This is a genomic window from Enterococcus sp. AZ091 (assembly GCF_051714805.1).
In the GTDB taxonomy this organism is placed as follows: domain Bacteria; phylum Bacillota; class Bacilli; order Lactobacillales; family Enterococcaceae; genus Enterococcus_D; species Enterococcus_D gallinarum.
The window spans coordinates 242,232-261,969 of sequence record NZ_JBIOSO010000002.1 but is presented as its reverse complement, the minus strand read 5'-3'; the positions used below and the strand labels follow the sequence as shown (position 1 = coordinate 261,969).

Sequence of the window (19,738 nt, the reverse complement as noted above, 5' to 3'; positions counted from 1 at the left end):
ACACTATATACTGATTATTAGGAGGCGAACGATGAAATTACTGACAACAAGTGAACTAGCAACCTTATTTTCTATTTCAAAACACACAATCCGGCACTATATTGATATTGATTTGCTGACACCTAAGGAAAGGAGAGACAATGGTTATTTCTTTTTCGATGAAGAAAATGTTTATAGATTATATCAAATTATCGTTCTTAGGAACATTGGCTACTCTCTTAAAACAATTAAAACGGTTTTAACTGAAGAGGATGTAGCCCACTATTTTTTGGAAGCTGAACAAAATCTTCAAAAAAAAATCGACGAATTACTTGCTATAAAAAATACCGTGCAGAACATCATCCAGGCTCAAGAACGCTACAAGCTAAATGAAATAACTTTCTTTGAAAGAGCGGATCGCTACTTCCATCCTTTTCCGGAAACGGTTCTTGATAATTCCGAGATTGATTTGATCAAAGCAACAAAAATGAACTTCTCGTCCCTCGATCAACTATTCTATGTTCATAATGAAAATGAAGTGATTCCTTGCTTTCAAAGCAAAAATAAAGAGGATGATCTTTTCTTTGCTAAAGGGACTTATGCCAGTATGAGCTTTATCGTTAATACGGAAGACTGCATTAAAAAAAATATTGATCTTTTTTTAGCTGATAAATTACTGGCTATAAAGGATACTTCACCACATCATTTCTTAGTTTTTGAAAATATCTATTGTTCATTAGCCTATAATAATGCCACCATTTTTACTGTTGAGATTAAATTATAAGAAAAGAGGATTGGATATGTTTACAGTAACAACGGAAACAATTGCGGATAAAAGAATTCGTGAAGTAAAAGGAGCTATCTTTAATGAACAAGTCATTTCAATTAACATTGTGAAAGATACAATCAGTGGTATTAAAGGGATATTTGGCGGAAAATCTACTACTTATTCTAATGAATATTCAAGCGGAAGGAAATTGGCTCTTTTAGAATTAGAATCACAAGCCCGTAGTCTATCTGCAAACGCGATAATCAATACCCGTGTTAGTTATAATCAATTTGTAAATTCTGATATCATGCTCATCGTTGTAACAGCTAGCGGAACAGCAGTTGTTGTTGAAGAATAGATGCACTAGGCTCTCATCTATAAAAAATCAGCTTACTAAACAATGTAAGGCAGCATTATGCCGTGATAGCTCATTCTTTCCACATTAATTTTTCTCCTGAGAAAAAAGTATGTTTTTTTGAGAGTCTAGGTATAAGACCCTTTTAATAACTCACAACTCCAATCAAGCGGCACTATTTTTTCCCAGCAACAAATTTAGGAAGAAAAGTCTATCATTTACACTATGCACAATTAAAAACAAAAAATCACCTGTGACAAAGTGATTTAAATAGAAAATTTATTAGAAAAAAGAAAAAAGCCTTCGCTTCTATTTGTCTATTAATATATCTTCAATCGCTAAACACATAGACCTCTTAACAAGTCAAAAAAGTACGGCCTATCGATCAATCCTGAGTAGATTGACCAGTAGGCCGCTTGTTCATAATTGAATCTATTCCTGCTTCTTCATTATGAAGTAAGCGTTATATGCCTCGTTTCTTTGAAACTTATAAGAGTTATCTAAGGTCTGTATGCTATCAATACTCAAACTGGCGATAGTAGCGTCGTATCTCCATTGGGTGGCAATTCATTTGCTCGACATAGGCATCAATACGTTGTGTCACGCAATGCATCAATAAATGAGACAGTACACGGCCACGATATTTCTCACTGATTCCTGAAACAGGATAGTCTTTCGTGTCGATCAATGTATAGTCGCCACAAATTCTTGGCAATAATTTAGCTACTCTTTCTGATAATGGCCGCTGTTCATCTTCGCCTAAAAAGACGGTCACAGGGGTTGTTTCATCAACGATTTCCAACGTCCCGTGAAGAAATTCAGCGGCGTGGATTGATTTAGAACGCAACCAGCTTTGTTCTTCCCAGTAACACATAGCGTAAGAATAAACAGCACCCCATTGATTTCCCGCACCGATGAAATAGTGCATCGCATCATGACGATGTTTTTCCGCAAACGATCGGCCAAATTCATCCGCTTGTTTCTCTGCTTCTACTAATCCTTTTGCTAGATGCTGATCCAATTCTTGATAATACTCTTCGTAATCAGGAAAATCCCCATGATTTTTCATTAAACGATCCGCAACCATAAAGAATTTGATTTGTTCTGTTCCTGGTGCAGGATACGTGATGACATGGTCACACTGTTCTGCCAAGACACTGCCTTTTGTATCAATAAATCCTAGCAATGTCGCTCCTACTTTTTTGATTTCTGCGACAGCCTTTACCACTTCTTGTGTCGTACCAGTGACAGATGACAAGATAACTAATGAGTCTTTTGTCAAGCGACGGTTCCCTGTTGTATAGTATTCCGCCGCATGTTGGACATAAACAGGCAGATCACTTTTTCCATTGATATAAGTAACTGCTTGCATAGCAGAAGCATAAGTGCCGCCAATTCCTAGATAATAGATCGCATCAAAGCCTTTTTCGTCAAGGGTGTCGACCAACTTTTCAATTTCTGGGCGCAAGTCTAACATTCCTTGGATATCGTCAATTTGTTGTTGTTCATTAAATTTAAGCATTTTTCCACCTCTAAATTTTACTTTTTAACACTTGATCAAAATCGTCAAAAATACGTTTACTTAAATCGATTCCTTTAGCAGCTGCCCCAAGATAGGAGAAAATTTGAAACGGAATAACTAAGAGCAACGGAGAAAAAAGTTCCTCACATGCAACATCCAGCCCAAGTGTATCGGAGTCAGCCGCTGCTGCTACAGTGATTGTATAAGCTTTCCCCACATGAGAAGTCATATAATCACGCAATAACTGAGATCTTGTTTGATTCGAGCTTGGCGCTTCAATAAAGAAAAGCACATGTTCATGGTTTGCTTCAAGATAAGGACCGTGCATATACGCTTCTAATTCCACGCCTTGAGAAGGTACTCGAACAGTTTCGGTAAATTTCGTTTCAAATTCTTTTGCGGTTCCCCAGTTTGGACCGTAACCAATTGTCACAAACCGATTGGCTAGTTTAAAAGTACTGACGTTTTTCTCAAAAAAAGCTATCGTTTTATCAATGACTTGAGGAACGGCCTCAATCATCTTCTCTAACTGGCTTTTGATAATCGACACTTGGTCATCGGACAATAAGCCTTTGCTGTAGCCAATCGATACGCCTAACAGATAGAGTTGCAATACCGTTGCGACATATCCCTTCGTCACGAATCCAACGGTCTCGATCCCGGTTCCTAGATCAATTCTTTCGTTTACTTTTTGCACAAGGGGGCTTTCGAGATCACTGCTCAAACCGATGGTGTAAAGACCTTGCTCTGACAAATGCGCCACGGCATCTATTGTCGAGGCACTTTTTCCACTTTGAGAAACCGCCAGAACTGTCTCAATTTCTTTTGAAAGATGACCATAATGATTAAAGTGGTATGGTTCCTCGATCGTGACAGTGATCTGCGCCAACTTCTCCAGTGCGTACTTTGCTGCTAAACAGGCATTGGCAGAAGAGCCTGTTGCCAAAATCATTAAATGTTCAATCGCTGATCTTCTTTCTTCTTTTTTAGGAACAAATCCCTGCAATATCTCAACTAATGTTTCTTGCTCTTCCTGAATATAATCCATCATCGTTGCCACAACAATTCCTCCTTAAAAAAGTCCAATCAAGGATCCCAAAATACCAACTACTGCTAATCCAAGCAGAATAATCAACGGCTTGACTTCTTTTTTCAGCAGATAAAAGACAGCCCCAAACGCACCTAATGATAAAATTTTCGGGACGATATCATCAAAGATACTTTGTACTGTAACAGCATTTTCACCCGAACCGATCTGTAATGGGATATTGATATCGATCATCGTAGCTGTCATTCCTCCCACGACCATCAATCCAATGATCGCGGCGCCGTATGTTAAGCTTTCCATCATACCGTTTTCCTGGATTTTCTTTAAAAATCCTGTTCCAAGCTTATATCCCCAACCAGTAGCAAAATAACGAAACAGTAAATGAGGAATATTGAAAATCAGCAGAAAGAGAATCGGTCCCAATATGTTTCCTTGTAAAGCCAATGAAGTTCCTACTCCAGTGGCGATCAGCCGTAACGTTCCCCAAAAGAAGGAATCCCCAATCCCAGCTAAAGGTCCCATCAAGGATGTCTTGATGTTATCGATCGCTGAGGAATCAAAATTTGGATCATTCACATTTTCTTCTTCCATCGCTGCATTGATTCCTAAAATAAGTGTCACGATATGAGGGGTCGTGTTGAAAAATTCCAGATGACGTTTCAATGCATCGGCCATCGATTCTTTTGTTTTGTACAGTTTCTTTAAAATCGGAATCATCGCATAGACATAAGCCAGGTTCATTTGCCGCTCATAGTTCCATGAGAACTCCATTTGAAACGAACGCCAGAAGACACGATTCAATTCTTTTTTGGTAATTTCGGCTTTCTCATTAGAAGTCTTCATCATCATCTAGTACCTCCCCTGAAGTCGTTTGAACAGATTGCCCTTGTCCGCGTATGTTTCTTAGATTCACAACTACAACGGCTGTTATCGCACCAAAGATTGCAATTCCTGTAACAGGCAGCTCTAAATAAGCTGCTAATGCAAACCCTAAAAAGAAATAAGGAGCAACTTGTTTATTGATCAGTAACCTAGCCAACATGGCAAATCCAAGGGCTGGAATCAAGCCAGTTGCTACTGATAAACCGTTCTGAACAAAGGCCGGAATCATATCCAACAATTTACTAATCGTATTACTGCCTACCATGAAGGAAATCGTAACTACAAGGGCCAACATCAGTGATAAGCCAAAACCTGCCAATAAGTGCATTCTTTCCACACCTTTGTAGTTACCATCTGCCGCGTACAAATCGGCTTTTTGGTTCATCATAGGAATGAGCAGTCCCAAGTAAACATTTTTCAAGATAAGTGTCAATGTTGCGATCGGGAGTCCTAACAATAAAGCCGTCTCCGTTCCCGCTCCTGCTGTAATTGCAAAGGCTGTACCAAGAATCCCACCAGTTACGACATCGGGCGGAATAGACGCACCAACAGAAAAAGAGCCGATAAACGCTAGTTCCAGTGTTGCACCCATAATGATTCCGGTGCTGACATCCCCTAATACGATTCCTGTAAACAATCCAGTAACAATAGGACGCGACAGTAATGACGTTCCTAATGCATATTCAGATTGCGCGATAAATGCAACAATTCCAAGTAATATTGCTTGCAGCATCTCTGTTACTCCTTTCTTTATAAAACATCTTCGACAGCGACTTTTTTATCTGAAGGTACTTGCCGGATATCGACAGCGATTCCTTTAGCAACCATTTTTTTCAGAAGTTCTTCTTCAAACGGTAAAACATTGACTGCTTTGCCAATATTCTTGGTGCCTTCTTTGGCTTTGATCCCGCCCAAATTGATTTTAGTGATCTCTGGATAGTTTTCCGCTAACTTATAGGCATCTTCAATGGATTCCACCACGATGAACAACTTGTATTTATCGGTCACACCGCTTTTCAACGCATGAATAGAATCTTCGATTGTTTTGATTACTAGCTTAACGCCTTGTGGTTTAGCTAGTTTGATCGTTGTCTTACGAATGTCATTTGTCGGCACATCATCATTGGCGATCAAGATACAATCTGCCCCTAAGCTTTGCGTCCAAGAAAATGCAACTTGTCCATGTAAGAGTCGGTGATCGACTCGTGTCAAAATAATCATGTCGTTCCTCCTAAAATTCTTCTTCTTCGATTTCTTTTGCTACACTCTCATTGCAGAACTGGATCATATCTTTCGAATTAGCCAACGTTTGGTGGATCGTTTCTGAGATGGCACCTCCTCCTTGAAGTTGTGTTGTCAATTCAATCAACAATGGCAAATTCAATCCTGCGATCAAGTAGAAATTCGGTTGTTGGATATAACGTAAAAATTCATTGTTCACACTGCCACCGAAAATATCTGTGATAACGATCATTTCGTGCTGTTTATAGGTTTCCATCAGTGTATCTATAGTTGCTGTTAGATCGAATGCTTCTTGAACATAACAATCAATGGCAATGACTGATTGTTTTTTTCCACAAATAAGTTCTAAAGAATGCAAGATTCCTGATGCAAATTTACCGTGTGATGCTAAAATAATGATTTGCTCCACTGCTTTCACCTCTCTTTGCGCCAAGTTACACTTTATTAAACGCAAAAAGCGTGCCAAAAAAAGTGGCACGCTTTCCTTATCGATTAAAAATCCGCTTCAACCATTGAAGAATCCGTGTTTCCAAATAAAACATCATAAATATAGCAAACTTCAGATTCTGGTATCGCGACACTGTAAACCTTTTCAATGACACTAAACGCCTTTTTGATCTCTTTCAGCTGTTTTTCATGACACTGAAGCAGTGTGCCGCTGGCATGATAATTCTCAATGGCTTCATTTCGAATCAGTCGTTCGATCAAACAACTTGTATGGACAAACAACGCAAGCTTGCGGTCATTAGTGATTCTTTGCTGCCATATACGTTCCAGATTCCCCACAAAGAATTCCATTTGAGAAATCACTTTCTCTGTATCTAGAATCGTCACAGATTGAATCACTCGATCCAGCGAAAAGTTTCTTACTAATTGATTGTTCACATAAGCAATCATCTCTTCATCCAATTCTTCTTTCAGCCAACTTAATAGCACTGCTGTACCTGCGCCAGAAATCAGTTCTTCTAAAGAAATAAAAGGAGCCAGCTCTTGACGAGGTTTGTTGGTTCCTACAACACCAACAATGTCATACGATGTCAAAGCCTGTTTGACATGTTCCCTATTTTCCAACTGATTGAACTCATAAGGGAGAATTCGAATCTGTAAATGATCTGGAATGCTCTTTTCTAATAAATTTGAGATTTGAACCGCAGTTCCAATTCCTGTTGAACACGTTGTGATGACAACTTTCTCTTTTTTCATTTGCGGAAGAATAATCTCCCATTCATTTTGACTGTAGGCATTTACCCGTTCTGGAATTTCCCTCAGCGAAACATTTTGCTGGATACATTCCCCCACAGCGATGGCTACACTTGTCGTTACATTGTTCATCATGACGATTGGAACCGTCAATTCTGGAATATACTGATAGATTTCTTTCAACGAACCCATGTCGAACAAGACCACTAGTCCATTAGATACATCATTTTTTTGAATATATGCGGTGACCCTTTCTGCAATTTGCTTGGGCGTGACATCTAATGGCATATCGAAAGACTGAAAAACCGATTCATTCAAAAAACGATTCGCTACATTCGCAATGCTGCTGGCAGTTGCGTAGCCATGAGCCACGATGATACTTCTCGGAAGCAATGAATCTTTGGTATACCCCATATCGTTGATATAGAGTGTAAAGATAATGCGGTCCATACTGGTTAACTCGATATCCAATGCTTTTTGTACTAGCCCTAACAGATTTTCGGTGTAGCGATCACTTGTCGAATAATGCTTTTTAACGCTCTTCAGTAGGTTCTCTGTCAATAAAAGTTTGTCTTGATCATCCGGCAGCCACTCCACATTTCGCCGCAGCCATAAATAATAACTGATCGTATAAACCATGCTGCCGTTAAAGCTGATTTGGAAGGAATGTTCAATCTGCTCCATCATTCGCTGGACATGCTCGGTCACAAAAATCATCGTCCGCTGCTTTTGTTCTTGCTTATGATCAAACAATAAATTTTCGAATAGTCTTTCAATCACTTTAGAAATAGGATCAGCTGCAGCTGTAAAATCCTGTCCTGCCTGGACATAATTGAGCAGGATTTGTTCATATGTTTGAATGATCTTTTGTTGTTCTGGCTCACTTTCGGCAGTCAGCTGCTGGATTTGCGTTTGCCCATCGATAAGAATCGATTGCGTCGTCGCTGACTCATTGGGTTCATCTGTCAATTGCAGTAAATGTTCTGGTAAATGATAGACCGTGACTGCTATTTTTTTGGCTTTCCGCTTTAGACTAGCAGTATAGCTTTTGGCAGTAATAATCTTGATCGTACTTTTCAATTCACCGACATTCCCAGAAAAATGACTCGTCGTTAACATTTCGATCACTTGAGGTGAGAGTTCTAACGGCAAACCGATGCGCTTTTGCTCTTCAAAAAATGCTTGCAAGATCAGTTGCTTCCGTTCAGAAATCGTTCGTTCTTCCAAAGCAGGTAATGTCGCTTGGATCGGGATTCGCCGCAAAAAAGTTGTTAGAAAAGTTTGTTTCAAATCTTCTGTCGTTGCAAACACCAACCGACAATCCACCGTGACTGGTCGTCTTGTATCCCCCATTCGATAGATGACACCTTGATCCAGAAAAGTGAATAATTTTTCCTGTCCTTCAGCATTCAACCGATGAACTTCATCGAGAAACAAGACACCGCCATCTGCTGCTTCAAAAGCACCAGCACGATCTTCCTCTGCGCCGGTAAAAGCCCCTTTGACATGTCCAAATAAATTACTAGTCAATAGCTCTTGGTTGTTGGCGTACTGTGCGCAATTGATGGTGATCAAAGGCGCATCAACCTCCAATAATTCATTGGCCACACAATAGTGATGGAACATTTTTACCAGAAAACTCTTCCCCGTCCCACTTTCCCCCGTCAGTAAGAAGGGAAGCCCACCATTTGGATAGAAGGCGGCCATCTTGATCTGTTCAATGACTTCTGCCAGACTGCCTTTGCTGCCGATCACACTGGAAAAGAAATCTTCTTTTTGATCAAAAAAAGGTTTTTCCGCCGCAACAGCAGCCAGACTCTCGTATACGTTTTGTGTTAAGGGGTAGTTTTGGCTCTCAAATGCCTGCTTATGAAAAAAATAAACGGGTCGGGTCGCAATTTTCACTAAACGACCTTCTTCCGTTAGCTGATTCAAATAGTGACTGATCGTGTTTCTCTTGACTGAAAACTTCTCGGCAATATCTTTCGCTGTAAAGACATCGCTTACATTTTCTGCAGAGAAAAAAGCCGTCTGGTTTTGCAAGTAAGCAAGTAATTGTTCTTTCATCGCTGTTCTCCTTGTCCTCTTTCTCCGTTTATCATAGCTTACGATTCTTAAAAAGCCAAGAGGTGACAGAGGAAGTTGCTTGGAATGAATAATTTCGAGGATATTTCCCTCGACTATAGGTCATCTTGAAAAGAGTCCTTAGCATAAAATTTATGATCCAATAAAAATCACTCAAGGCAGTCACATTTTTTTTAGACCGTTCACAGATCTTGCCCTTCCGCTAGAGACTCTTTTCATTTTCATAGATACTTCTATTTCTTGCAATCTAAAGTAAATCATCAAAGCTGACGGTTCCGCAACAAGTCCTCCCTGTTTATTCCTTTACAATACTCTCTACTTATTGCATTCTATTCCTTTCTTAAATCGTTGCTTCCGTATGATCTCGGCTCAAGGTATATAGGCTGGTTTCGACTTTGAAGTAGTCTTCGACTAATTTTTTCAACTCAGCCATTGCGGCATCAGCCCGTAAATGTTGTTCTTCATTGATTGATTCAATGAACAATACTGCGTTGACGGTCTCTTCTTTTAACATCGTGCGTTGCGCTTCTCGCCAATTTAAACAGCGGCAGATGGCTCCTTGCTCGTCATAGTAAATCAATTCTCCTGCTAGAGCTGGCGCATCCGCCTCGGCGCCTAATGGGAAAAATGACTCCCCACCCTTGGCTAGTCCAAGGTGTAAATCACCTGCGATTGCAGCCAAATCTTCTCCACCTAAAGGCATCCCATACTTCATAGAGACACTATTGTAGAGATCTACTAATGGATTGATTGGAAAAAAAGTTCGATCTTGATTGACACGCTTCAACAATGCTTCTAAGGAAGAACGGGCACCTTTTTTTGTTTTAAATTTTTGGAAAGCTTCCCGCCATTCTTGGACAACTGGATTTTCACTGAAGGTTGCATTCGTTAAGAATCGCTTAGCTTCGCGCTTACCGTTTTCCAGCAATTCCGTAAAATAACTTTCTTTTGCAGGATCTATTGAATTGTCGATCCCTTTCACAACGAGATAACTAATTTGTGCTTGGGGAAAGATTTCCCAGAATGCTTGATCAATCACTATTTTCTTCATTACTTTCACACTCCAAATGTATTAATAAAAAAGCGGCAAAACAATATTTGCTAGTTCCGCCAATTGATTCCAAAAGTTGATCATTATTTAAACCTGTCCTTTTAAACTAGGGAAGGTTGATCACATTTTTGAAAAAGAAAACGATTTTCTATCCTACAGTGCCGATTTCTCCTGCTCTATCTAATTAGTAGTCTCTTTTTCCACCATTCTTTACAATCGCCCAATCCGATTCAATAGATTCTCTGATCTTTGAAAGTAAATTTGACACCGTTTCTATTTCTGATGCGGATAGTTGAGTGGTAGCGATTTTGTTCGAGTATTCGTTTTCTCTTAAGATAAACTGCACAACATGCTTTCCTTTTTCAGTTGTGTATAAATGTTTGATTTTTTTATTGAACGGATCGGATTCTTTTAAAATGAATCCATTCTCTTCCAACTTTCGGACAGCTCTTGACAGCGTTGTCCGATCGACTTTAATCACCTCTGCTAATCGTTCAGGGATAATCCCCTCATTCTCAAAAATACGAACCAAATAAATATACTGCCCTTTGTTCAGCTTTAACTCTTTAAATTCAATATTGGCAATGGCATCAAGCATTCGGCTAATCGAGCCAATTTCTCGTAAAATGTCATTCATTCTTCTTTCTCCTCTTCTATCATTATCCTACCTTTTTATTGTTGCAAATGCAACATTTTCCCAGAATAGAAAAGAGCGAAACCAATGTTTCACTCTTTTAAAAAATATTTTTATCACTTATACATTCTGTTGCTAGTTGATCATATTTCGCCAACCACATGACTAACAACAAAGATTGTTTCATTTGCTCATTGCTTGGAGGAAGAGAGCTAAACCATTGATCATTCACTAGAACCCGTCAGAGGTATCCTCTATCTAAAGACTAGCTGATTTTTTCCCTCAGTTCGTTTTGTCTGTTTTTCTGACACGTATTCTCTTTTATTCAAAAAAGAACTCTTTAGAATTGCTTCTTTTTCATAATCGAAATACTGATCCTCACAGAGAGTGCAAAAAGTAGCATAGCAATCACTAATGCAATAAGAAAGAGCATTCCCATGCTGACGATGGGCAATGTGTTCAATTGAGCAATCAGATCAACATTAAAGAAGAGCTTTGCCCCTTTTACAATCACAACACCAGCGACTATCAGAAGTCCAACAGCACCAATAATGGCAATTCTGCCCTTTTCGCCGCCAAACTTTAGTTGGAAGGGAATCATAATAGATTGGATGATGATCATAACAGGCAGAATCATTGCTGCAATCTGCCAGATCTCAGTGAGAGAAGTAGTATCTCTAACAACTGTTGCAATCAATCCTAAGAAAGTTGCCAAAAGCCATGAACTAAATCCCAGTAGAAATCCTAGACAATATTTTTCCAGCACATAGCCCACTCGAGTAATAGGTAAAGTGAATAAAAACGCATACCCATTGTCAAATTCATCATAGCTGATAGTGCTTAATGTGAATAAAGAAAGCGCAAAGGTTAAGAAACCTAGTGGGAATGATACATCCTCTGTAAACGAGATCATTCCTATTACAATCAAAAGAATAACCAAAAAGAAATTTTTTTGTGTGGCCATCAATTTAAAATCTTTTACCAACAAACCTGTCATTATTCACGCCCCCTTACCATCATCATAATCACTTCATCAATTGATCCTTTTTCAATGACTATTTTAGGAAAATTCTCCATATAAAATTGTTTTTGATTCGTTAAACAACTATACCCATAGCTTTCTTCTTTGTATCGGAGAATAAATTGTTTATCCAGTTCTTTGTATTGCTCCGGATCAACTTTCAATAGTGCATAATCACTTAACAAGACATCGGTCTCTTCGTGTAAGATCATTCGTCCATCATGGATCATATAAAGATCATCACAAAGTGTTTCTAAATCACTAGAGATATGGGAACTGATCAAAATCGCACACTCTTCATCTTTTTCCATGAACTCTCTCAACATCAAAAGTAATTCATCTCTGGCAATCACATCCAAGCCAGCTGTCGGCTCATCTAAAAGCAACAATTTAGCGTGATGCGATATAGCTACTAATACTTTTAGTTTTGCTTTCATCCCTGTTGAAAAGTCGTTGAGTCTTTTATCCACTGGTAGTTGGAATCGCTGAATTTGTTCGGTAAAAAAGTCTTCGTCAAATTCGCTATACATTGTCCGTAAAATAGGAACAATATCTTTAATCCTTAAATAGCCGCTGAAGCCAGAATCGGATAAAACAACACCTAACTTTTCCTTCTCTTTTGGGGTGAGTTCTTTACTATCCTTGCCTAAAAGTGTGATCTTCCCACTGTCAAAAGGAATTAAACCAAGAGCTGCTTTAAACGTAGTACTTTTACCTGCTCCATTTTGACCAATCAGCCCTGTGATAGTACCTTTTTGAACTTCTAATGAACAATCAAGAGAAAAATTATCATACTGCTTTTTTAGATGCTCAATTTTCAACATGTTTCAACCCTCCAATATCAATTCAAACAAACTTTTTATCTCTTCATCACTAACCCCGCAACGTCGCCCTTTTAGAATTGCTTGTTCCAAGTCTTGTTCCAGCTCCTTTTTTTGCTCTTCCAATAAAAGCTCTGTATTGGTAGCAGCTACATAAGTTCCTTTCCCGTGAACCGTTACTGTAAAACCTTCAGATTCTAACGTATCATAGGCTTTTTTGACCGTTAAAGCACTGATCTTTAATTCTTTTGACAGTGTGCGGACAGATGGCAACGGATCATTCTCATTCAGCTCCCCATTTCGAATATGCCCTTTGATTTGATCGACAATCTGCTCATAAATCGGCACCATTAAGGAAGTATTAATAATCAATCTCACATTTTCTTCCCCCTTCTCGTTACAAACAGTATATAACAGTACACGACTGTTATCAAGTGTTATATACTGTTTATTAAAAAATTTTTGAGTTTTTACTGAACATAAACAAAAAAAGCTAGGCAAAAGCCTAGCTGAGAACACGATTTAATCGTGAAAGATAGATAGTTATTTCATGCGTATGATAATTGTCCCACCTATAACACTCACAATCATTATGCCGAGGACAAGCATCCAACTCGCCTTCTCATCATTTGTCTGTGGAAGTTTTTTATCATTCGTTTTATTTGAAGCGTTTAAGGCAGCAGAGTGACTTGATTCTGATTGATTGTTCTGAGTCCCTAACATGGACGAATCAGTTGTGTTTGGTTCTGTCGTACTTGGCTCCGTTACGCTTGGTTCGGTAACACTTGGCTCTGTCGTACTTGGTTCCGTTACGCTTGGCTCTGTCGTACTTGGCTCTGTCGTACTTGGCTCCGTTACGCTTGGTTCGGTAACACTTGGCTCTGTCGTACTTGGTTCCGTCGTGCTTGGCTCTGTGACACTTGGCTCTGTCGTACTTGGTTCCGTTACGCTTGGTTCTGTGACACTTGGCTCTGTCGTACTTGGTTCCATCGTACTTGGCTCGGTGGTGCTTGGCTCTGTGACACTTGGCTCGGTAACACTTGGTTCCGTTGTGCTTGGCTCTGTCGTGCTTGGCTCTGTGACACTTGGCTCTGTCGTGCTTGGTTCCGTTACGCTTGGTTCCGTTACGCTTGGTTCGGTAACACTTGGCTCTGTCGTACTTGATGTTTCTTTTTTAGTATTGGTAATAATGATGGTACCACCCTCATTGGTTACCGCACTTTCAAAGTCATCTGGAACATTGACTTCTTCGACAGTGTAAAAGAAATCTTCCGCTTGGTTATTGTACTTTGGTAATACTACATTTTGGCCTTCAACTGGGACTTTTGTGCGTGTTCCTTGATAGCCCTCGCCTTTATTCAAGGTTAAACTATCTGACATTTGCCAACTTTCAGCACTAACGGTGGTTGTTCTTTTGACATGGTATTCGATCTGATCAGGAATCTCAGCATCTGGAACATTGACCCACTTCTTCATAATTTTCAATTCTACGACAGGTGCCTTGATGGATGGAATAGGAAAATCTAAATATTCACCATCACTTCCTGTTGTTAATGTCGTGCGTCCATTACACAAGACCCATGTTTCTCCTTGAAACTCAGCGGATTCTGTATTTATTCGAACCTGATAAGTTAGGGTAAGTTTTTCATTTTCACCTAACGCGATGTTGCTGATAGAGATGGTTTGATTAGCTTCCGTTACTTGAACTGCTGCAACAATTTCAGGAGCTTGGATCCATGCTCCTTGATCATTTTTGCGCCACCCGACCAATTGATAATGGCTATTATCAAACGTACCGGCTCCTTGTAAAAGGATTCCTTCCCCCATAGGGTCTGTGATCGTTCCATTGGGAATCGTTTTATCAATGTGGTTCGCAATTTCTTTCAATGCTGAACCAAGACCGCTAAGGTTTTCGTCCGTCGTCAAATAATTAGCCGGTGCAGTAGCAAGATTACGGGCAATGTATTCACCCCTTGCCGAAGGTGCCGTTGCCACTGAATAAACCGCAAAGTTCGATTCCTTGATGTCAACGATCGTTCCCAATGTTTCATCAGTCACCACTTGACTGCTGACTGGAACTGCTAAACTATCTGTTGAAGTCTTACTTGTTGTATGGTATTGAGGATTAGCTGTTTGGAAAGCTTTGGTATAGCTGCTAGTATGATAGCCATTATAATCATCGATCTTTCCTGTATTGGGATACACAGTTGCATTTTCAGCAGGTAAATAGCTGCGATTGGCACTATCATCGCCAATATGGATAAACATCTTTTCAGCTTCAGGTCGACTTTGTTCAAGGAGCAGACGTTGTCCCTCCATCAAGCCTTTTTGCATAAATGTTCCTGAGTGTGATTCCGCCGTATGCTGTAAAAAATTTTGCAGATAATCGATGTCTGTGGAGAAGCCATTCGTAGAATAAGTTGTTCGGTTATAGGCAACAATTCCGATACGAATAGAGCCGTTTGACAGGGAATCTCCTAATTCCTCACCAAATTGTTGCAGCCCTTTTAAGGCGTTGGTTAATTTCTCTCCTTTCATAGAGGAGGAGTAATCAATCACAAGGACAAGATCAACTGGATTATCTACTTGATTCCCTTTCACATCTAAAGTAACGTCAAAGAGACCTTGCTGCCCGGCTACCTCTTTGACACTCTTCTTTACATAAGCTTCATCATGATAGTTCACATAGTTTTCACTATCAAAATCGACACCTGGTGCATTGCCGTAGTCATAATTATAGGTATCCCCTTGTTCGACACCATCAGTAATATATTGTCCAGATTGATTGGCTTGATAATCAAAATCATAAGTAGCAGCACTTGCCTGTATACCAATAAAAATGACCATTGATCCAATAATCATTAGTAAAAAAGCAATTGTTTTACCTGATCTTTTTTTGTTAACTTGCAATTCTTACACTCCTTTATTTCATGTCCACTCATTTAATGGGAGAATCATCGTTTAACTGTGAACGAAATTTGCCAATCCAAATTGTAGTTTGTTTCGGCTAACAAAAGAGGCAAAAAAATGCAAATTTCAAACACAAAAAAATATCCTTTTTTGTGCTATGATAAAAGAAAATTGATACAAAAAATTACTAGATCGGAGGCAAATCGATGGAACGATTCCATACATTTTTTGGGAGTGGCCTCAAAAAAGACGTTGAGTTACTGCGCTTTTTGTATTTGCAAAAACGCTTTGTCCCTATAGAAGAAATCAGTCAAACATTAGGTCTCGATCGTCGTTCTGTTCAAAAGAGCTTTGACTCATTGACCAAACAGCTGGCAAACAATCAAGCAGAAAAAAACGAGATTCTAATTGCCAAACACGGATCCGGGTATAAATTCAGCGGCACCAAAACAGACTATAAACGATTGACGAGTCAGCTTTTAGCATCCAATCCTTTTTTTCAACTACTTAAAACCCTGCTGCTGCAAAATGAAATCAATTTGATCCAATTTGCTGCTAACAATTTTTTCTCTGAATCGACTGTTCGTAAAAGAATTTATGAATTAGAAAACGCATTGACTCCTATTGGCTTTTCTTTGCGAAAACAAAAAGGCATGGTTCGATTAATTGGCGACGAAGCACGTATCAGATATTTTATGGTCGCCTTCTTTTGGCGGACATTCTCTGGGTTGCATTGGCCGTTCAAGGGACTCTCACAAAAAAATGTGAAACGATCGCTCAAGACTTCTATCAAAATAACCAGATTCCTTTCAATAAAATCGAATTAAGAATGACGACGTATATTCTAGCCGTCACTATTTTACGTTTTCGCAAAGGGCAGTCGATCCCAACGGATTCATTGGAGATGGCACCTTTTCTCGCAGATGAAGACTTGCAATTGTTTCAACAACTGACTGATCAGAATACGCCCATATTCAATCACTTAGCAGAAGAATTATCCGAACACTTCTTTCTACCAGAAAACGAACGCCGTTTTTGTTTTCTTTGGCTGCAATCCAATCTTGACCGTACATTTAAGGAATCTCAGCTAGAGACTTATTTTTCGTCGAATGAGGCGGAGAAGCCCCCTACTGCCATTCAAGAAGTGATTGCTTCAATGGCATCACATCATGAGAGAAAAACATTCCCATCCTCTCAGAAAAATCTGATGTTGAACACCATTTTAAATGGCATTCTCTCCATTGCGCTTTTTGGAAAAACCGATCATACGTTGGCAGGCTATGACACCGTCCAATTTCTCGCAGAACATTTCCCAGAATTGCGGATGCAGTCAGAAAAACTTTTAGAACAGACAAGCTTGTATCATGATGAACCACTCAATCGCAAAGGACTTGCATTGCATGTCGCAACGGCTTGGACGCAAGTGATATCACCCGCTGCGTTTCAGAAACAAATCAGAATCAAACTCGAAACGGATTTACCTTTAGCCGTTTCACTGACAATAAAAAAACTGATCAAAATGCCTTTCCAAGGCTTTTATAATATTGATATTCGCGAACACTTTGACCAAGAGGCATATGATCTTTGCTTAAGTACCACACCGTTGACTGAAACTTTTGAAAAAGTCCCTGTATTACTGATCAATGCCCAGATCACACTACCTGATTTGTTGGCGATCCATCAAGCCCTCGAGGAGCTGACCCAGCAAAATCGTCCGCACCATTGAAACTTAAGCATGCAGTTAGTCATTGAGAAAAATAGGACATCCTGCTCCCCCCCTTCTTGCTACCGCATTCGTTAGTTCCAGTTGGTGATTGTTACAGGAAGACGATAAGCTCTTATCTGATGCTGACAAACAATCGTATAAGCAATCTGTCACTATTCCAAATTGGCTGACAGATTGTTTTTTTACTAGTATTCGGATGGTCTTGATAGATAATATACAGTCAAAGTATTTTTTTCACTACAATTTCTTTTCAAGCAGTGCTTCTCTGAATAGCTTCACACCTTCGAAAAATCGGCTCTCAACCTGCTTTCATTCTCATAAATACTTCTCTGATTAATTTTTTGAAGAATCAACCGATTCTTATTATTAGTGACACTTAGCAGCAAAGAAAGAATAAGGAGGTTGATACTAAGAAATGTTTCTATAATTGAAAGTTGATTGTTGAGTTAGTTGGTTTGGCCATTTGTTGACTGCTTCAATGTTTTGGATAGATCCAGTCAATGAAAAGGCAAAATGATAACGCACATTTTTTGCCTGAATCAACAGATGATTGCCACTCCTCCCAACTATTCAAACCTGATGAAATTCAGTAACGCGCTACCCTCGTTTTTATTATTTCTATATGTAAGGAGAACAGATGAGTGTCCAGAATCGATGATTATTTAAAACAACAAATGCAGCAATCCACAAAGCAAACCGTGGAAAAAGATATTTTTTTAGGCCACTCCCCTAACGAAATCATCTACTTCATCACAATCCATGAATTATTAAGATCCCCTGATCAGTTATGTCATAAACTAAAAGACCAAATTTCGGAGAGGGACGCAAAGGTCGTAATCAATGGAAATATCTACGATCATGCCCTTATCAAAGTGCTAAAAGCGGTCATCGAACTGAAGGCGGATTATTCAGTTATCGTCCGCGATGGCTTTAGAGAATATAACAAAAATCTTCGCAGTAGTGAACAAGTTGGTTTGCTCGTTGTCAAGTCAGCTAAATAAAAAACTGCTGCCTCTCAAAAACAGAGGTAGCAGTTTTTTCGTCTTTCCATCAAACGATAACTACGATTGATTGCTCGTTGCTTCATTTATTATTTCAAAGATTGCTTTCTTTCCGATTATGTTGACGATAAAAGCTGAAAAAAATGATTGCATATAACACCGCTGTAAAACCAGTGACGGCAATCGAATTTGTGATCAAAATCCCCAGAAACAGTAAGACGAGAGAAACAATCGCCAAACTTAAATAACCTTTACGAAAAAGATTCTTTTGCTTAATGGTTAAGACAAAAGCGGCCAGACTGATCAATAGCCAGATCAAAAGAACAGTGTAGGAAAGAGATCCAGCTAAATAGCCAAACAATTTGTCTCCTAAAAAATAGGAAAGCACAACACCTAAGTATAACGTTCCACTACAAAACATGATTGCTCGTTGCGGGACACTATTTTTATTTAAAGCAATAAATTTATGCTTAGCATTGCCATTGTTGCTCAGTCGGAAATACAGGATTCGCGAAGACGCATAGATTCCTGAATTGATCGAAGAAAATAAAGCCAGAATGATTACCAAATTCACGATGTCCGACGCGAAAGGCAAATGGATCTTTTGAAAGACCATCACGAATGGACTCACATTCGGATCCGCTAACTGATTCCACGGGTAGATGATCAGTAATAGAAACAGCGGAATAATATAAAAAGCTGTGATACGTGTCATGACCCCTCTGATCGCTTTAGGAATCGCTTTTTTTGGATTTTCTGCTTCACTGATCGTGATTGCCACCAATTCTGAGCCACCATAGGAATAAATAACTACTAGCAATGAGTTGATAAATCCTTGAATCCCATGAGGGGCAAAACCACCATGGTCAGTGATTTGACTAAAGGTCGGCAAGAAGCCAATGTCAAGTAGTTGTGTGCCGACTAAATAGATGCCAATAATGATCAACGCAATCACTACACTGATTTTTGCCCAAGAGAGCCAGTATTCTGTTTCTGCAAACAAACGTACAGAGAAAAGATTAATGGCTGTTGTTAAAAGGGCCAAAATCAAAACAAAGACCCACGCCGGAATATTGGGAAACCAAAGCTGCAAAAAGCTGGCAGCTGCTACCGCTTCGGCAATGATATTGATCATCCACATCGACCAGTAAAGCCAATCGATAAAATCAGCCGTATGCACCCCCAGATAAGGTTGGACCAACCCAGAAAGACCATGTTGCTTTTGATCTTCTAGAACCAGCTTTCCAAGTCCTGTCATCACCATAAATAAAATAAGACCACAAAAAATAAAGGCGAGTAATACCGAAGGACCGGCCAAGTCGATCGCTTCTCCGCTTCCTTTGAAGAGGCCAGCGCCAATTGCTCCGCCAAGAGCCAACATAGTAATGTGGCGAGTTTTCATTTGTCTTTTTAATTGATTTTCTTCGTTCATAAGATCCTCCTTGTTTCTCCGATAGGCATAAATGAAATCAATCAAAAAAATCATCATTTC

The 19,738-nt window shown here is 39.4% G+C and carries 19 protein-coding genes; 5 read left to right on the top strand and 14 right to left on the bottom strand.

Annotated elements, in window-relative coordinates:
• Nucleotides 1-31 precede the first annotated feature (31 nt).
• Together IGJ28_RS13750 and IGJ28_RS13745 are read left to right on the top strand one after the other, a co-directional pair.
• Nucleotides 32-763 carry a MerR family transcriptional regulator gene (locus IGJ28_RS13750; RefSeq protein WP_252711558.1) on the top strand — a complete coding sequence of 244 codons (732 nt, stop codon included), beginning with the start codon at nt 32-34 and terminating at the stop codon, nt 761-763.
• Between the two features lie 16 nt (nt 764-779).
• Nucleotides 780-1,106, top strand: coding sequence for a YbjQ family protein (locus tag IGJ28_RS13745; RefSeq protein ID WP_029486440.1), 327 nt, complete (start codon nt 780-782; stop codon nt 1,104-1,106).
• Nucleotides 1,107-1,620: 514 nt separating this feature from the next.
• Here the strand turns inward: IGJ28_RS13745 and IGJ28_RS13740 are convergent.
• The 13 genes from IGJ28_RS13740 to IGJ28_RS13680 all read right to left on the bottom strand — a co-directional run bounded on the left by IGJ28_RS13740 (nt 1,621) and on the right by IGJ28_RS13680 (nt 15,471).
• Nucleotides 1,621-2,625, bottom strand: coding sequence for an SIS domain-containing protein (locus tag IGJ28_RS13740; RefSeq protein WP_060813774.1), 1,005 nt, complete (start codon nt 2,623-2,625; stop codon nt 1,621-1,623).
• 10 nt (nt 2,626-2,635) lie between these two features.
• On the bottom strand, nt 2,636-3,685 hold the full coding sequence (locus IGJ28_RS13735; RefSeq protein ID WP_060813775.1) for an SIS domain-containing protein: 1,050 nt from the start codon (nt 3,683-3,685) through the stop codon (nt 2,636-2,638).
• A gap of 12 nt (nt 3,686-3,697) precedes the next feature.
• Nucleotides 3,698-4,519: a PTS system mannose/fructose/sorbose family transporter subunit IID gene (locus IGJ28_RS13730; RefSeq protein WP_034706995.1), complete on the bottom strand. Its 822-nt coding sequence runs from the start codon at nt 4,517-4,519 to the stop codon at nt 3,698-3,700.
• Complete coding sequence (locus tag IGJ28_RS13725; RefSeq protein WP_029486435.1) at nt 4,503-5,288, bottom strand: PTS mannose/fructose/sorbose/N-acetylgalactosamine transporter subunit IIC; 786 nt, start codon at nt 5,286-5,288, stop codon at nt 4,503-4,505. The genes IGJ28_RS13730 and IGJ28_RS13725 overlap by 17 nt, the downstream gene beginning before the upstream one ends.
• 17 nt (nt 5,289-5,305) lie before the next feature.
• Nucleotides 5,306-5,776 (bottom strand): PTS sugar transporter subunit IIB, encoded by a 471-nt coding sequence (locus IGJ28_RS13720; protein WP_029486434.1) that lies wholly within the window; start codon nt 5,774-5,776, stop codon nt 5,306-5,308.
• Nucleotides 5,777-5,786: 10 nt separating this feature from the next.
• Nucleotides 5,787-6,206: a PTS sugar transporter subunit IIA gene (locus IGJ28_RS13715; RefSeq protein WP_005470492.1), complete on the bottom strand. Its 420-nt coding sequence runs from the start codon at nt 6,204-6,206 to the stop codon at nt 5,787-5,789.
• A gap of 83 nt (nt 6,207-6,289) precedes the next feature.
• The gene (locus IGJ28_RS13710) at nt 6,290-9,064 is read right to left on the bottom strand and encodes a sigma 54-interacting transcriptional regulator (protein WP_438845452.1); all 2,775 of its coding nucleotides are present in this window, start codon (nt 9,062-9,064) and stop codon (nt 6,290-6,292) included.
• A 358-nt stretch (nt 9,065-9,422) separates the two neighbouring features.
• Entirely contained in the window at nt 9,423-10,133 is a 711-nt protein-coding gene (locus tag IGJ28_RS13705) for a B3/B4 domain-containing protein (RefSeq protein WP_252711560.1), read from the bottom strand.
• A gap of 184 nt (nt 10,134-10,317) precedes the next feature.
• Nucleotides 10,318-10,770: a MarR family winged helix-turn-helix transcriptional regulator gene (locus IGJ28_RS13700; protein WP_003125551.1), complete on the bottom strand. Its 453-nt coding sequence runs from the start codon at nt 10,768-10,770 to the stop codon at nt 10,318-10,320.
• 337 nt (nt 10,771-11,107) lie between these two features.
• Nucleotides 11,108-11,764, bottom strand: coding sequence for an ABC-2 transporter permease (locus tag IGJ28_RS13695; protein WP_171917291.1), 657 nt, complete (start codon nt 11,762-11,764; stop codon nt 11,108-11,110).
• Nucleotides 11,764-12,612, bottom strand: a complete 849-nt coding sequence (locus IGJ28_RS13690; protein ID WP_003125549.1) for an ABC transporter ATP-binding protein — start codon at nt 12,610-12,612, stop codon at nt 11,764-11,766. Before IGJ28_RS13690 ends, IGJ28_RS13695 begins: the two co-directional genes overlap by 1 nt.
• A gap of 3 nt (nt 12,613-12,615) precedes the next feature.
• The gene (locus IGJ28_RS13685; protein WP_252711561.1) at nt 12,616-12,987 is read right to left on the bottom strand and encodes a GntR family transcriptional regulator; all 372 of its coding nucleotides are present in this window, start codon (nt 12,985-12,987) and stop codon (nt 12,616-12,618) included.
• Nucleotides 12,988-13,152: 165 nt separating this feature from the next.
• Nucleotides 13,153-15,471: a VWA domain-containing protein gene (locus IGJ28_RS13680; RefSeq protein WP_438845550.1), complete on the bottom strand. Its 2,319-nt coding sequence runs from the start codon at nt 15,469-15,471 to the stop codon at nt 13,153-13,155.
• A 254-nt stretch (nt 15,472-15,725) separates the two neighbouring features.
• Between IGJ28_RS13680 and IGJ28_RS13675 the strand changes: the two genes are divergently transcribed.
• The 3 genes from IGJ28_RS13675 to IGJ28_RS13665 all read left to right on the top strand — a co-directional run bounded on the left by IGJ28_RS13675 (nt 15,726) and on the right by IGJ28_RS13665 (nt 18,246).
• Nucleotides 15,726-16,346: a helix-turn-helix domain-containing protein gene (locus tag IGJ28_RS13675; RefSeq protein ID WP_244323371.1), complete on the top strand. Its 621-nt coding sequence runs from the start codon at nt 15,726-15,728 to the stop codon at nt 16,344-16,346.
• Between the two features lie 2 nt (nt 16,347-16,348).
• Nucleotides 16,349-17,245 carry a hypothetical protein gene (locus IGJ28_RS13670; RefSeq protein ID WP_230322297.1) on the top strand — a complete coding sequence of 299 codons (897 nt, stop codon included), beginning with the start codon at nt 16,349-16,351 and terminating at the stop codon, nt 17,243-17,245.
• A 641-nt stretch (nt 17,246-17,886) separates the two neighbouring features.
• A complete protein-coding gene (locus IGJ28_RS13665) occupies nt 17,887-18,246 on the top strand; it encodes a hypothetical protein (protein ID WP_081131963.1) in 360 nt (119 codons plus the stop codon).
• Nucleotides 18,247-18,340: 94 nt separating this feature from the next.
• Here the strand turns inward: IGJ28_RS13665 and IGJ28_RS13660 are convergent, their stop codons facing one another.
• Nucleotides 18,341-19,678, bottom strand: coding sequence for an amino acid permease (locus IGJ28_RS13660; protein WP_252711563.1), 1,338 nt, complete (start codon nt 19,676-19,678; stop codon nt 18,341-18,343).
• Nucleotides 19,679-19,738 lie beyond the last annotated feature (60 nt).

Coding starts and splice junctions, on each gene's coding strand:
- IGJ28_RS13730 (WP_034706995.1), bottom strand. CDS start 4,519: ATGATGAAGACTTCTAATGAGAAAGCCGAAATTACCAAAAAAGAATTG.
- IGJ28_RS13710 (WP_438845452.1), bottom strand. CDS start 9,064: ATGAAAGAACAATTACTTGCTTACTTGCAAAACCAGACGGCTTTTTTC.
- IGJ28_RS13670 (WP_230322297.1), top strand. CDS start 16,349: ATGACGACGTATATTCTAGCCGTCACTATTTTACGTTTTCGCAAAGGG.
- IGJ28_RS13700 (WP_003125551.1), bottom strand. CDS start 10,770: ATGAATGACATTTTACGAGAAATTGGCTCGATTAGCCGAATGCTTGAT.
- IGJ28_RS13725 (WP_029486435.1), bottom strand. CDS start 5,288: ATGCTGCAAGCAATATTACTTGGAATTGTTGCATTTATCGCGCAATCT.
- IGJ28_RS13675 (WP_244323371.1), top strand. CDS start 15,726: ATGGAACGATTCCATACATTTTTTGGGAGTGGCCTCAAAAAAGACGTT.
- IGJ28_RS13740 (WP_060813774.1), bottom strand. CDS start 2,625: ATGCTTAAATTTAATGAACAACAACAAATTGACGATATCCAAGGAATG.
- IGJ28_RS13750 (WP_252711558.1), top strand. CDS start 32: ATGAAATTACTGACAACAAGTGAACTAGCAACCTTATTTTCTATTTCA.
- IGJ28_RS13660 (WP_252711563.1), bottom strand. CDS start 19,678: ATGAACGAAGAAAATCAATTAAAAAGACAAATGAAAACTCGCCACATT.
- IGJ28_RS13745 (WP_029486440.1), top strand. CDS start 780: ATGTTTACAGTAACAACGGAAACAATTGCGGATAAAAGAATTCGTGAA.
- IGJ28_RS13705 (WP_252711560.1), bottom strand. CDS start 10,133: ATGAAGAAAATAGTGATTGATCAAGCATTCTGGGAAATCTTTCCCCAA.
- IGJ28_RS13680 (WP_438845550.1), bottom strand. CDS start 15,471: ATGATTATTGGATCAATGGTCATTTTTATTGGTATACAGGCAAGTGCT.
- IGJ28_RS13695 (WP_171917291.1), bottom strand. CDS start 11,764: ATGACAGGTTTGTTGGTAAAAGATTTTAAATTGATGGCCACACAAAAA.
- IGJ28_RS13690 (WP_003125549.1), bottom strand. CDS start 12,612: ATGTTGAAAATTGAGCATCTAAAAAAGCAGTATGATAATTTTTCTCTT.
- IGJ28_RS13720 (WP_029486434.1), bottom strand. CDS start 5,776: ATGATTATTTTGACACGAGTCGATCACCGACTCTTACATGGACAAGTT.